Source organism: Acidimicrobiales bacterium (assembly GCA_041394245.1).
Taxonomy (GTDB): Bacteria; Actinomycetota; Acidimicrobiia; order Acidimicrobiales; family Aldehydirespiratoraceae; genus JAJRXC01.
In genome coordinates, this window is sequence record JAWKIR010000003.1 from 534085 (window position 1) to 547125 (window position 13041).

Annotated in this window: 15 protein-coding genes and 1 pseudogene; 12 read left to right on the forward strand and 4 right to left on the reverse strand. The window is 67.8% G+C overall.

Annotation, left to right across the window (positions count from 1 at the left end; genetic code table 11):
- Window positions 1-10 precede the first annotated feature (10 nt).
- Together R2707_17165 and R2707_17170 are read left to right on the forward strand one after the other, a co-directional pair.
- Window positions 11-1015 (forward strand): histone deacetylase, encoded by a 1005-nt coding sequence (locus tag R2707_17165; protein MEZ5246828.1) that lies wholly within the window; start codon window positions 11-13, stop codon window positions 1013-1015.
- Window positions 1012-2304 carry a CCA tRNA nucleotidyltransferase gene (locus tag R2707_17170; protein MEZ5246829.1) on the forward strand — a complete coding sequence of 431 codons (1293 nt, stop codon included), beginning with the start codon at window positions 1012-1014 and terminating at the stop codon, window positions 2302-2304. The genes R2707_17165 and R2707_17170 overlap by 4 nt, the downstream gene beginning before the upstream one ends.
- Window positions 2305-2308: 4 nt before the next feature.
- Here R2707_17170 and R2707_17175 read toward each other — a convergent pair whose 3' ends face one another.
- Window positions 2309-2950 (reverse strand): class I SAM-dependent methyltransferase, encoded by a 642-nt coding sequence (locus R2707_17175; GenBank protein MEZ5246830.1) that lies wholly within the window; start codon window positions 2948-2950, stop codon window positions 2309-2311.
- A gap of 88 nt (window positions 2951-3038) precedes the next feature.
- Between R2707_17175 and R2707_17180 the strand changes: the two genes are divergently transcribed.
- Together R2707_17180 and panB are read left to right on the forward strand one after the other, a co-directional pair.
- Complete coding sequence (locus R2707_17180; GenBank protein MEZ5246831.1) at window positions 3039-3434, forward strand: DUF5318 family protein; 396 nt, start codon at window positions 3039-3041, stop codon at window positions 3432-3434.
- Window positions 3435-3531: 97 nt separating this feature from the next.
- The gene (gene panB / locus R2707_17185; protein MEZ5246832.1) at window positions 3532-4380 is read left to right on the forward strand and encodes a 3-methyl-2-oxobutanoate hydroxymethyltransferase; all 849 of its coding nucleotides are present in this window, start codon (window positions 3532-3534) and stop codon (window positions 4378-4380) included.
- A gap of 67 nt (window positions 4381-4447) precedes the next feature.
- Here the strand turns inward: panB and R2707_17190 are convergent, their stop codons facing one another.
- Together R2707_17190 and R2707_17195 are read right to left on the reverse strand one after the other, a co-directional pair.
- Window positions 4448-5242 (reverse strand): hypothetical protein, encoded by a 795-nt coding sequence (locus tag R2707_17190; GenBank protein ID MEZ5246833.1) that lies wholly within the window; start codon window positions 5240-5242, stop codon window positions 4448-4450.
- A 27-nt stretch (window positions 5243-5269) separates the two neighbouring features.
- A complete protein-coding gene (locus tag R2707_17195) occupies window positions 5270-6448 on the reverse strand; it encodes an aminotransferase class V-fold PLP-dependent enzyme (GenBank protein MEZ5246834.1) in 1179 nt (392 codons plus the stop codon).
- Window positions 6449-6604: 156 nt separating this feature from the next.
- Here R2707_17195 and rpsF point away from each other — a divergent pair, with 156 nt between their 5' ends.
- The 8 genes and pseudogenes from rpsF to R2707_17235 all read left to right on the forward strand — a co-directional run bounded on the left by rpsF (window position 6605) and on the right by R2707_17235 (window position 11913).
- Window positions 6605-6955 carry a 30S ribosomal protein S6 gene (gene rpsF, locus R2707_17200; GenBank protein MEZ5246835.1) on the forward strand — a complete coding sequence of 117 codons (351 nt, stop codon included), beginning with the start codon at window positions 6605-6607 and terminating at the stop codon, window positions 6953-6955.
- 17 nt (window positions 6956-6972) lie between these two features.
- The gene (gene ssb, locus R2707_17205) at window positions 6973-7428 is read left to right on the forward strand and encodes a single-stranded DNA-binding protein (GenBank protein ID MEZ5246836.1); all 456 of its coding nucleotides are present in this window, start codon (window positions 6973-6975) and stop codon (window positions 7426-7428) included.
- A gap of 84 nt (window positions 7429-7512) precedes the next feature.
- Window positions 7513-7734 (forward strand): annotated as a pseudogene (rpsR, locus tag R2707_17210) (30S ribosomal protein S18).
- Between the two features lie 215 nt (window positions 7735-7949).
- Window positions 7950-8390, forward strand: coding sequence for a 50S ribosomal protein L9 (rplI, locus tag R2707_17215; GenBank protein MEZ5246837.1), 441 nt, complete (start codon window positions 7950-7952; stop codon window positions 8388-8390).
- A 208-nt stretch (window positions 8391-8598) separates the two neighbouring features.
- On the forward strand, window positions 8599-9948 hold the full coding sequence (dnaB, locus tag R2707_17220) for a replicative DNA helicase (GenBank protein ID MEZ5246838.1): 1350 nt from the start codon (window positions 8599-8601) through the stop codon (window positions 9946-9948).
- Window positions 9948-10739 carry a mechanosensitive ion channel family protein gene (locus tag R2707_17225; GenBank protein MEZ5246839.1) on the forward strand — a complete coding sequence of 264 codons (792 nt, stop codon included), beginning with the start codon at window positions 9948-9950 and terminating at the stop codon, window positions 10737-10739. Before dnaB ends, R2707_17225 begins: the two co-directional genes overlap by 1 nt.
- A 14-nt stretch (window positions 10740-10753) precedes the next feature.
- Complete coding sequence (locus R2707_17230) at window positions 10754-11464, forward strand: hypothetical protein (GenBank protein ID MEZ5246840.1); 711 nt, start codon at window positions 10754-10756, stop codon at window positions 11462-11464.
- Window positions 11465-11703: 239 nt separating this feature from the next.
- Entirely contained in the window at window positions 11704-11913 is a 210-nt protein-coding gene (locus R2707_17235; protein ID MEZ5246841.1) for a hypothetical protein, read from the forward strand.
- 241 nt (window positions 11914-12154) lie between these two features.
- Here the strand turns inward: R2707_17235 and R2707_17240 are convergent, their stop codons facing one another.
- Window positions 12155-12976, reverse strand: a complete 822-nt coding sequence (locus tag R2707_17240; protein MEZ5246842.1) for an enoyl-CoA hydratase-related protein — start codon at window positions 12974-12976, stop codon at window positions 12155-12157.
- Window positions 12977-13041: the final 65 nt, after the last annotated feature.

The following is a 13041-nucleotide window of genomic DNA, read 5'->3' on the forward strand; positions in this document are numbered from 1 at the left end:
GCTCCGCGGCGTGCTGCTGGTCGTTACCGACGAACGGTGTGCCGACCACATGGCCGGCACGAACCATCCCGAACGACCCGATCGGCTCCGTGCCGCGATCGACGGCGTGGTCCAATCGGGTCGACGTGAGGCGGTGCAACTGATGTCGCCGCGGCCCGCCGCCGATTCCGACCTGGCGTTGGTGCACACCGGCGGGCTGATCGAACACGTCCGCCGGGTCGACGCCGGCGGCGGTGGACGACTCGATCCCGACACGGTGATGAACAACTCCAGTCTCGGCGCGGCGCTCCTGGCCGCCGGGTCGGTCGTGACCGCGGCCGAGGAGTTGGCATCGCAGCCCGGTCTTCGTGCGGCCTACAGCATCGTGCGGCCGCCCGGACACCACGCGACCGCGGCCCGGTCGATGGGGTTCTGTCTGTTCAACTCGGTGGCGGTGGCGGCGGCAACGAGGGCGGCGCTGGGCGAACGGGTCGCGATCGTCGACATCGACGCCCACCACGGCAACGGCACCCAGGACATCTTCTACGAACGTGACGACGTGCTGTTCGCGTCGATCCACCAGTCGCCGCTCTACCCCGGATCGGGGGCGTTGACCGAGCGTGGTGCCGGCGCCGGCATCGGCACCACGATCAATCTGCCGCTGCCGCCGGGGGCGACCGGCGACATCGCCCGCGCCGGCATCGCCGACGTGATCGCGCCCTCGATCGAGGCGTTCGCCCCCGACTGGATCTTCATCTCCGCCGGCTACGACGGCCATCGCGACGATCCGATCACCAACCTCGGCTACACCTCGGGCGACATCGCCGACATGGTCGCCGATGTGCAGTCGATGGCGCCTGCCGGTCGGTGTGTGGTCCTGCTCGAGGGCGGCTACGACCTCGACGCGGTGCGCGACAGCAGTGCCGCCGTGACCGCCGCGTTGCTCGGTGAACGACATCGTCCGGAGCCTGCAACGAGCGGCGGCCCCGGCGCCGAGGTGGTGGAGGCGGCTCGTCGTCTCCACCACGACACATGAGTGAGCTCCCACCCGGCCTCGATGCCGTCATCGAGCGGGCCGGCCCACTGACCCGGCGATTCGTCGATGCGGGCCATCGCCTCTACTTCGTCGGTGGTGTGGTTCGCGACCATCTGCTGGAGCGATCCCGATCCGAGAACGACCTGGACGCGACCACCGATGCCCGGCCGCCTCGGATCAAGGCGCTGGTCGCCGATGTGGCCGAGGCCGTGTGGACCCAGGGCGAACGGTTCGGCACGATCGGCTGCACGGTCGACGGTCAGGTCTACGAGATCACCACCCATCGTGCGGAGTCCTACGAACACGACTCCCGCAAGCCGACGGTGGTGTTCGGCGACCGCATCGACGACGACCTCGCCCGGCGCGACTTCACCGTGAACGCGATGGCGGTCGACCTCGCCGACGGCACCCTCGTGGATCCCCACGGCGGTCGCGCCGATCTCGCCGCGGGCGTACTGCGCACCCCGCTCGACCCCGAGGTGTCGTTCTCCGAGGACCCGTTGCGCATGCTGCGCGCGGCCCGATTCCACGCCGGCTACGACCTGACGCCGACGCCCGAGCTCACCGCCGCCATCACGACCCTGCTCGACCGGATGGAGATCGTCTCCGTCGAACGGATCCGCGACGAACTCCAGAAGCTGCTCCTCCTCGATGATCCCGGGCCCGGGTTTCGGCTGCTGGCCGAGACGGGGTTGTTGGCCCGCGTCCTGCCGACACTGGGCGAGCTGTCACCGGCCGAGGCCGAGGACCGTGGTCATTGCGCCGGCGCGGTGCGCGCCGATGCCGCAGCTCGTTGGGCAGCCCTGCTGGCACCGGAGGGCATCACCGCGTCGGTGCCGGGCTCGCTGAGGTTCTCGGGGGCGCTCACTCGCGATGTGATCTGGTTCGCGTCGGGGGGCGACTGGGTGTCCGACCCGGGCGGTCGCCCGCCCGAACCGCCCCGGATCCGACGTGATGCGGCGATGGTGCCGAGCGAACGTGCACTGGGCGAACTCCTCGACTGGGTCGCGGCACTGAGAACGACCAGGGGTCTGCCCAGCGACGACATCGAGCGCTATCGGGAGGCCCATCGGGCGCTCCTGGCCGACGAGCCCGATCTGGCCGACCCGGCCCCGTTGCTCACCGGTGAAGCCGTGTGCGCCGTGCTCGGCATCGAGCCCGGTCGCGAGGTCGGGGTGGCGATGACGTGGTTGCGCGAGCTCCGGCTCGACGAGGGTCCGGTCGACGCCCCGACGGCGGTCCGGCGCCTGCAGGCGTGGTGGCCGAATCGGCCGGACGCTCGGTCCTGACGGCTCACACCCCGAGCTTGCGGGCCCGCACGACCAGGGTGGCGGGTACGAGGGCCTCGTCGCGTCGCTCGAGCAGCTGATCGACGGCGAAGTTGGTCCGCGTCAGCGAGGTCACGATGCTCTCCGCGGTGTGGATCCACCGATCGCCGATCGGGTCGGGCGAGTCCCACGGCGTGGTCGTGCGGTTCGGGTCGACCGGGTCGGCGGCGAGGGAGGCCGGGTGGGGAAGCGAGACGACGAAGTGACCGCTCGGCCGGATCACACGATGGACCTGACGAAAGACCCGGTTCAGGTCCTGCACGAAGGACAGCGACGTGACGGCGATCGCCAGGTCGACATGGTCGGCGGCCAGGAAGGCGAGCTCGGCCGGTTGGGCCTGGTGGAACTCGATGGTCACGTCGTGTGTCGACGCCAGGGTCCGGGCGGCGCCGAGTTGGCTGACGTCGTGATCGATCGCGATGACGCGCGCGCCGCGGCGGGCGAGCCCGACGGCGGTGTGGCCCTGGCCACAGCCGAGGTCGAGGATGCGACGACCGGCGACGTCGCCCACGAGACGGCGTTCGACGTCGGCCCCGACCCCGGGACCGAAGTCGACCGATTCCAGCGACCGGGCGGCATCGGGGAGGCGGTGATCGTGCAGCGACATGAGTGGAGTCTTGCCGCCATGCACGGGGTTGGTGCGGACGGGTACCCTCCAACCCTGTGGAACAGCCCGCTCGCGTGGAGACCAGACGGTGAAGCTCGGACTCACCGAGGCCGCTCGCGCCAACGCGGTCCGGACCGGCGCGGGCATCGACTATCGCCTCGCCCGCGAGGCGACGCTGGCCGCCTGGCGTGAGGGCGACCTCTCGACGGGCCAGGTGTGCGATGCCCAGCGGGAGCTGCGTCGCAACGCCGAGTTCTGTGGCGTCGACCTCGCGTCCCCGTGTCCGGTGTGCGAGGCCGACGACCTGGTCGAGGTCACCTATGTCTTCGGTCCCCGACTCCCGAAGCACGGTCGATGTGTGACCAGCGACAAGGAGATGGCCCGCATCGCTGCTCGCAAGTCGACCAGCCAGGGCTATGTCGTCGAGGTTTGCACCACCTGCGGGTGGAACCATCTGCTCCGGTCACGCTCGTTCGGCGGCTGATCGCCGCCCGCGGCCCCTTGCCGGAGACCCGAGGCGTCGGTATCGTTGAGAACACCGCCGGCAGCCTCGTGCGCTGGACGGGAAAGGAGAGTCAGACATGGGCAAACTCACCGCCCCTGCGATTGCCGCCCACAAGACGCGCGACGGCAAGGATCCGCTGGTCATGGTCACGGCCTACGACGCGCCCGGCGCCCGTATGGCCAGTGAGGCCGGCGCCGATCTGATCCTGGTGGGCGACAGCCTCGCCATGGTCGTGCTCGGCTACGACGACACCCTCCAGGTGTCGATCGACGACATGTGCCACCACACCGCCGCGGTGGCGCGGGCCAAGCCCGACTGCCACATCGTCGGCGACATGCCGTGGATGAGTTACCACGTCTCTCCGCAGGAAACCGTCCAGAACGCCGCTGCCCTGATGAGGGCCGGCGCCCATTCGGTGAAGCTCGAGGGCGGACGCAAGCGTCTGCCGATGATCGAGCAGATCATCGACGCCGAGATCCCGGTGATGGGCCACATCGGTCTCACCCCCCAGTCGATCCACGCCATGGGTGGTTTCAAGGTCCAGGGCAAGCAGGCCGAACACGCCCGCAAGCTCGTCCAGGCCGCCAAGTCGCTCGCCCACGCCGGCTGTTTCGCCATCGTGCTCGAGGGGGTGCCCGCCCGTGTTGCCGAGATGGTGACCGCGGCGGTCGACATCCCGACGATCGGGATCGGGGCCGGAGCCCGGTGCGACGGGCAGGTGCTCGTCTACCACGACCTCCTCGGCATCGAGGACCGCTTCGTGCCGAAGTTCGTGCGGCGCTACGCCGACATCAAGGGCCAGTCGGTCGAGGCCATCCGGGCCTACGCAGCCGACGTGCGATCGGGTGCCTTCCCGAACGACGCCGAGAGCTACCACATGGCCGACGAAGAGGCCGCCGAACTCCACCTCTACGGCGCCGGCTGACGGCAATGCGTCGCATTGCGGCCGACGCGTCGCGTTGCGTCGAGTTGGGCTGTGCCGAACTCCCGGTCTAGCGAGCGAGTTCGTCCACGTTCCACCAGGGGGACATGGCGAACTCGATCGAGCGGGTGAACGCGACCATGCTGCGCGGGACCGGGTGGACGAACGCGCCCCACGGTGTCTCGTCGGTGATCTCGGCCGTTTGCGGGTCGATCGACACCATGGTGGCGTCGGCCAGGCCGGCGTCGTAGAACGTGCGGTCGCACACGCCGTTGCGCCAGTAGATGTAGTCGTTGGCCGTCACCCACTCCCGATCGGACCGAGCCGACGGCGCGTCGGCCGGCAACGTGACGGTGCAGCGCAGCTCGTGGGCCGCGTCGGCGCCGGCGAACATCGACAATCGGTCGCCGGTGGCCGTGTATCCGGCGTGGCCCTTCACGGTGAAGCCGTCGACCGGGTCGAGCGTTCCCTTCTCGCACTCGGCGTCGACGACGAGGTAGCGGGGTATCCCGTCGGCGTCGCGCACATAGGTCGACCACTCGGCCCTGATGCCACTGGCCAGACCCGACACCCGATACATGTTGACGGTCAGGCAGATGTACGGATCGTCACCCTCGATGCAGCGAATGGGGGCGAGTGGCAGCGGGACGGCGATGTGGTGTGCGAACGCCTCCACCCGGTCTTCTCGCACGGCGAAGTTGAGGTAGATCGGCGGCGGATCGTTCTCGACGGTGAAGCGAACGAGCGGCTTGGCCCGTCCGATGGCGACCATGAACGCGTCCTTCATCAACAGCTGGGAGTACAGGAAGCGTTTGGCCGCCGACAGCCGGCGGCGTTTCCACTTGGAGACCGGTACGGGCTTCATCGAGAGGAAGTCTCGCGCGTCGTCGGGTCAGCGCCAGCGGAGCGCGTCGATCAGCGCGTCGATCTCGTCGTGGGTGTTGTAGATGTGCAGCGAGGCCCGCACCAGGGGTGGGAGATCGCGTGCGGTTGCGTCGATCAGAGCGCTCCCGGGTCCGACGACGCTGACGTTGATGCCCTGGTCGCGCAGCGCGTGCTTCACCTCGTCGGCCTGGCGTTCGCCCAGCGAGAAGGTCACGATGCCGCACTTCTCCCGACCGAGATCGTGCACCGCCGCGTCGGGCACCTCCTCGGTGAGTCGTTCCCGCAGCGCCGAGGCGACCTCTGCGATGCGCTCGCGCGTGGGGTCGAGGCCCCATGCGAGCGCATCGTCGACCGCTGCGCCCAGACCCAGGAACCCGGCCCAGCTCTTCTCCCACGTCTCGAAACGTGACGCGTCCGGCTTGAGCTCGTAGGTGGTCGGACTCGTCCAGGTCGCGCCGTCGTGGTCGATCGTGATCGGATGGATCGTTTCGAGCAGGGATTGCCGCACCCAGAGAAAGCCGGTTCCGCGCGGCCCCCGCAGGAACTTGCGGCCCGTGGCGGTGAGCGCATCGCAGCCGATGTCGTCGACGTCGAGCGGCAGCTGACCGGCCGACTGGCAGGCGTCGAGCAGGTAGGGGATGCCGTGGGCGTTGGCCACCCGCCCGATCGCGGCGGCCGGGTTGACCAGGCCACCGTTGGTGGGGACGTGGTTGACCGAGATCAGCCGGACGCGCTCGTCGACCATGCGTTCGAGGGCGTCGACGTCGAACTCGCCGTCTTCGTTGTTCGGTACGACCTCGACGGAGATGCCGGTCCGGCGGGCGAGGTGCAGATAGGCCACATAGTTGGCGCCGTACTCGGACTGTGTGGTGAGGAGCCGGTCGCCCTCGCGCCAGGGGAGCGAGTAGACGAACAGGTCGAGGCCGGCGGTGTTGCTGGTCATCAACGCGATCTCTGCGGGTGTGGCGTTGATCAGCCGGGCGATCGAGTCGTAGACACCCTGGATCCGGTCGGCCTCCGCCTCCTGGGCCTCGTAGCCCCCGATCCGCGCCTCGAGTTCGAGATGCTCGATCTGGGTGCGGAGGGTACGTGCGGCGGGCAGGGCGGCGCCGGCGTTGTTGAAGTGGACGAGGTCCCGACACCCCGGGGTCTCGGCACGGGCGCGGGCGACATCGATCGGGGGCATGCCCGTAGACTATTTGCCGGGGCGACGGCCGGTCGGGTGTCATACCCCCTTCGTAGGGTGCAGTCATGCGCTCGGCCGATAGCCTCCTCGCGACAACCGAAACAACCCCTGCCCCGGGAAGGGGCCCCGCTGTGCGGGTCCAGAGGAGGTGAGCTCGTGGCTATTTTGCGAGCCTATGAATTGATGATCATCATCGACATCGATGTCCCTGAAAACGACATCTCGAAGGTGATTGCTCGTACCGAAGGTCTGATCACCGATGAAGGTGGCCGGATTGCGAAGACCGATCACTGGGGTCGTCGCCGCTTCGCCTACGAGATCAACCACAAGACCGAAGGCAACTATGTCGTGTGGGAGATCGTGACCGAAACGGCCGGACTCCCCACCACCGAGCGCCAGCTCCGTCTCGCGGACGACATCGTCCGCCACAAGCTGTTCCGTCTCCCCGAGAAGGAAGCCGCGAAGCGCGGCCTCTTCGGTGAGACGGCGCCGGCTGCCGCCGGCTGATCGGAAGAGGTACCGACATGGCATTCGACAACACCATCACCGTGGTGGGCAACGTGACCCGCGACCCCGAGCTGCGGTTCACCCAGGGCGGCATGGCCGTCGCGAACTTCGGCATCGCCTGGAACAAGAAGAAGGCCGACGGCGAGGAAGAGGTTTCCTTCTTCAACGTCAGCTGCTTCCGCCAGCTTGCCGAGAACGTCGCGGAGTCGATCACGAAGGGCTCGCGCGTCGTCGTCTACGGCATGCTCCAGCAGCGCAGTTGGGACACCCCCGACGGAGATCGCCGCTCGGCCGTCGAGATCATCGCCGACGATGTCGCCCCCAGCCTCAAGTGGGCATCGGCCGACATCCGCCGCAACGAGTTCCGCGGCGACGGAGGCGGTCAGGGCGGTGGCGGTGGCGGCTCAGCCCCCTCGCGACCGGCCCCCAACGAGGCGCCGCCTGCATACGACATGGACGAGGAGCCGTTCTAGCCCGCCGGCAGAACGAGCCCACAACAGATTCGAAGAACGGAAAACACCACAATGGCCAAGGTCAAGAAGCGCGGCGCCAAGAGCATGAAAGATGCCGGTCGTCGCGGCAAGAAGAAGGTTTCCATCCTCTCCCAGGAGAAGATCGACTACGTCGACTGGAAAGACGCCAACCTGTTGCGTCGTTTCATGTCCGAGCGTGCCAAGATCCGTGCCCGCCGTGTCAACGGCAACGACACGCAGCAGCAAAAGCTCGTCGCCGATGCGATCAAGGTCGCTCGCGAGATGGCACTGATTCCCTACGCCAGCCGGGTCACGACGCAGCGCAGCAATCGCGATCGCGGTGAGCGTGGCGGGCGTGCCGATGGTCCGGCGCCGCGTCCGAGCGGTCCGCCGCCGGGTGGCGACGATGCATCCGAGGATCGCGACGACGTGCTCGACACCACCGAGATCGAAGGCGTCACCATCGATGGTGATCAGGCGACGCTCGCCGATGCGATGAGCGAGGAGGCAGACTCGTGAAGGTGATCCTGCGTCAAGATGTCGACGGACTCGGCCGCAAAGGCGACGTCTGCGACGTCACCGACGGGCATTTCCGCAACCTTTTGAGTCCCAAGGGTCTCGCCATGAAGGCGACCAAGGGTGCCGAAGCACAGGGTGAGGCGATGCGTCGCGCCGCGAGCATGCGCAACGCAGCGAGCCGGGCCGATGCAGAAGAGGTCGCCACCACGCTGGTACCCACCGTCATCACCATCTCGGCGAAGGCCGGCGACGGTGGCCGGCTGTTCGGTTCTGTCGGCGCTGCCGAGATCGTCGAGGCCGTCGAGGCCCAGACGGGCATCGTCGTCGATCGAAGGTCCCTCAACCTCGAGCACCCGCTCAAGGATCTGGGTCAGTCCATGGTGATGTGCAAGCTCCACCCCGAGGTCGAGTTCCCCATCACCGTCGACATCATCGAAGAGTGAGTGCCCGGCCACCCCGGCGACGGGGTGGCCGCGCGCACAATCCCCAGCGCTCCACAGGGTCGTCCACAGCGTGCCGCATCTGTGTACAAGCTTTGTCCACAGCTATCGCGCCTGATTTCCCCGGGAATACCGAGGATTCCCCCTGGTTCCACACAGGGGTCGGAGGCCACCATCGTCCGTCGGCGTCGGAAGTGGATGTGAAATGGTCATGAGCGAGATCGACACCGGGCGCACGGCGAGAGTGCCACCGCACAACCTCGAAGCCGAGGAGTCGTTGCTCGGCGCGATGCTGTTGTCGCGCGATGCAATCGCCGACGCGGTGGAAGTCACCACGGTCGAGCAGTTCTACCGGCCCGCGCACGCCCACGTGTTCGACGCCATCTCGACCCTCTACGCCGCCGGCGATCCGGTGGATCCGGTCACCGTGGCCGAGGAACTCGATCGCGGTGGAGTGCTCGAGACCATCGGCGGACTCGACGGACTCATCAGTCTCCAGCTCAACACGCCGGCCACCTCCAACGCGGGGAAGTACGCCAGCATCATCCAGGAGCGCTACACGCTGCGACGCCTCATCGAGGTCGCCGGCGAGATCGCGGAGATCGGCTACGGCCGACCCGACGACGTGACCAAGGCGGTCGACCAGGCCGAGAACATGATGTTCCAGGTGGCCCAGGGCCGAGTGGCCGACACGATGGGGGAGATCCGCGACCTCCTCGATGCCACGCTCGATCGCCTCGAACAGCTCTATGAGGCGGGCGAGGGCATCACCGGCACGCCGACGGGCTTCGTCGATCTCGATGCGCTGTTGTCGGGGCTCCAGCCCAATGCGCTGATCATCGTCGGTGCCCGCCCCGCCATGGGCAAGACCGCGTTCGCGCTCAACATGGCGGCCCATGCCGCCGTCCGCGAGAACCGTCCGACCCTGATCTTCAGCCTGGAGATGGGCCATCTCGAGCTCACCCAGCGCCTGCTGTGCTCGGAGGCCAACGTCGACGCGAAGAACATGCGCGACGGCAACCTCAAGGAGGACGACTGGACCCGCATCTCCAACGGCATCGGTCGGCTGGCCGAGTCGCCGTTGTGGATCGACGACAATCCCAACCTCACGATCATGGAGATCCGGGCCAAGGCACGCCGGCTGAAGAGCCGCACCGGCGACCTGGGCATGATCGTGGTGGACTACCTCCAGCTCATGACCGGCCGGGCCGGGGCCGAGAGTCGTCAGGTCGAGGTCGCCGAGATCAGTCGCGGTCTGAAGATCCTCGCTCGTGAGTTGCAGTGCCCCGTCGTGGGTCTGTCGCAGCTCTCGAGAAATCTCGAGATGCGACAGGACAAGCGCCCGATGCTCGCCGATCTTCGCGAGTCGGGCTCGATCGAACAGGACGCCGACGTCGTGATGTTCCTCTATCGCGACGAGGTGTACCACCCGGGCAGTGAGAACGAGGGCATGGCCGAAGTGATCGTGGCCAAGCATCGCAACGGCCCGACCGGCACCATCAATCTCGGGTTCCTCCCGAGGTTCACCGCGTTCAAGAATCTCACCCGCCGCGAGGTCTGATGCTGCTCGCGATCACGGTCGAGGAGTGGATCACCGCCGGCAGCGTGGCGGCGGGGTCTGTCGTCTTGATGGTGGTGCTCGGCCGCGTCCTCATGTCGTTCCTGAACCGACGCTTGGCGCAGCCGTCGCTGTCGGTGACGCTCGTCGTGCGGATGCTGCGTTGGGCGGTCCTGCTGTTCGGGTTCATCTACGCCGCGAGCGTGGTCGGTGTCGAGATCGGCCCGCTCATCGGCGCACTCGGCCTCGGCGGTCTGGCCATCGCGCTCGCGCTTCAGCCGGTGTTGCAGAACCTCTTCGCCGGGGTGGTGCTGCAAACCGAACGTCCGCTCGAGGTGGGTGAAGAGATCAAGACCAACGGCTACGAGGGAACGGTGATCGACGTGACCGGTCGAGCACTCGTCCTGCAGACCTTCGACGGCGAGCTCGTGACCATCCCCAACTCCCAGGTGCTCGACGCGCCGATCCTGAATCAGACCCGGAACACGAGCCGGCGATCCCGGATGACCGTCGGGGTGGCCTACGCCAGCGATCTGACCGATGCTGCCGAAGTGTTGCTCGATGCCGTGTCGAGCGTCGACGGTGTCATGTCGGAGCCGCCACCGACCGCCGCGGCGGTCGAGTTCGCCGATTCGTCGGTGAACTTCGAGCTCGCGTTCTGGCATTCCGGGGTGGAATCCTCCGAACGCGCGACCCGTGCCGGTGTGGTGACGGCGGTCCACAGTGCCCTCGCCGACGCCGGGATCTCCATTCCCTTCCCCCAACGAGACGTGCATCTGCCCGGATCGGGCTGAGCTAACGTCGAGGGATGCGTCCGGTCGTCCTCGTCGTAGTCGGTCTGGTGATGGGCGTGCTCGCGGTTCTCGGCGTCGCCGCGGTGCTGTTGAGCGACGACGCAAACGACGCCCAGCCGGCGCCCGTCGAGTTGTCGTTTCCCGCCGTCGAGCACGATCCCGAGGCTGCCGAGGATCTCGTCGTGGCGTGGAATCGTTGGCGTACCGCCACGTTCGTGAGTTCCGGTACATGGACCCGGACGCTCGACGGCGCCGGAGATCCGCTGACCGGCGACACCTACATCGCGCAGGAGCCGCCTCGTCGGGTGGTCGTGCGGTTGGGAGCGGTCATCGAATCCATCGACGGCTCGCTCGTCACCTGCGACAACCCGTCGGAACCGGTCATCGTGCCGGGGTGTTCGGAGGTGAACGGCGGGTTGACCTACGACGAACGACTCCAGGCCGAGATGTCGCTCGTTCTCAACTATGTGATCGGGGACCAGCGCATCTACGACGTGGCGGTGGTCGACGACTGTTTCCGGGTCGAACTCATTCCCGCCGCGCTGCGTTCGCCGTGGGGGCGGGCGGCCGAGTTCTGTTTCGACGAGGTCTCGGGCGCGCTGGCATCGAGCCGGGTCCGTCGTCAGAGCGCCGTCGACGAGGAGATCACCTTCTCCATCCGCACCGATGTCGACGACGACGACTTCCTGTCGGCATCGTCGGAAGGGTCGCCGTCGGGGGACTGAAACCATCGTGAAGAGGGGGTGGAGGCTGAACGAGTGCGCCAGCACCCTGGAAGGAAGCGCTGGTGGCGATGCGTTGGAGGGAGTGTTCAACCCCCACCCGTCCTCTTCGTGGCGACCGGGGGCGAATCCGGCGGCCACTGTGTGTATCGGAGCCGGATCCCGTGACTTGACCGACTCGGGTGAGGACGGGCCGAATGGCCCGGTTGGCAGGTCACCGAGGTCCGCACCAACATGGCGGAATGTTCCTTGGTGATGACCTTCTGCCGTGGTTGGTGTTGGCGATCGGTGGGGCGATGGCGGTCGGCAATCTCGCTGCGCTGGTCCGCCCGCCGGACGCGGCACACCACGAGGAGGATCTCGAGCGGGCTCCCGTGGCGCGCAGCATCGTCTTCATCGTGATCGGCGCCATCGCGGCGATCTGGGCCCTCGGCAGCCTCATCGCCGGCTAGCGGACACCCTGCGGGATGTGGTCCGCAGCTTGCCTGCGGGATGTGGTCCGCAGCTTGCCTGCGGGATGTGAATGTCGAGAGGGGGCGGAGGCTGAACGAGTGCGCCAGCACCCTGGAAAAGCGCTGGTGGCGATGCGTTGGAGGGAGTGTTCAACCCCCACCCGTCTCTCATGTGCCCGGCAGGGGCGAATCTGCCGGACGCTTGTATCTTCGGCGCGCCCGGGGGGCTCCTTGAGCCGATTCACCAGTTCGGTGGTCGTCGTTCGTTGAGGGCGGTGGCGCCCTCGCGGTAGTCGGGTTCGCGCATCATCTGTTCGAGGCGTCGCTGGGCGTCGCGTACGGAGGCGGCGGGATTGTCGTGGGTCGAGTCGTCGGCGAGTTGTCGTCGGGTCGCGATGAGTGAGTTGGGGCTCACCGTGGCGATCAGGTTCCGGGCGTAGTCGAGCGCGGCGGGCAGCACCTCGTCGCGGGGCAGCGCCTGGTTGGCGAGCCCGATCTCGGCGGCCTCGCGGCCGAGGACGATGCGCGACGTGAGCAGGATGTCGGTGGCGCGGCCGTGGCCGATCAGGCGCGGCAGGATCCACGACAGTCCGTACTCGGCGGGGAGTCCGAGCTTGCCGTGGGCGCTCGTGAGCTTGGCGTCGTCGGCGACGAAGCGGACGTCGCACCAGCAGGCGAGCGCGAGGCCGACGCCGGCGGCGGCGCCGTTGATCGCTGCGACGGTGACGGTGTCGAGGCCGAGGAAGTAGGCGAAGTCGGCGTCGTATTCCGGACGGATTCCGTAGCCGGGCATGGCCAGATCGTCGGGCGTGCCGGGGTCGTAGGACCCCCGTTCCGCGTGGGCGGCGAGCGCCTTGGCGTCGCCGCCGGGGCAGAATGTCGCGCCGGCCGGGTCGCCGGTGATGACGATGACGCGCACATCGGGGTCGTTCTGGCCGACCTCGAGGAGGTGACGAACCTCGGTGTGCATCCGACCGGTCCACGCGTTGTGCGATGTGGGCCGGGACATCGTCAGCGTGGCGACACCGTCGGCAGTGTCCCATCGGGTTGTGGTGAGATCCATGTCCGGACCCTAGACAGCGGGGAACCGGCGCGGTCGCCGGATGGGCAACCCTCGGTAGTCTTGGT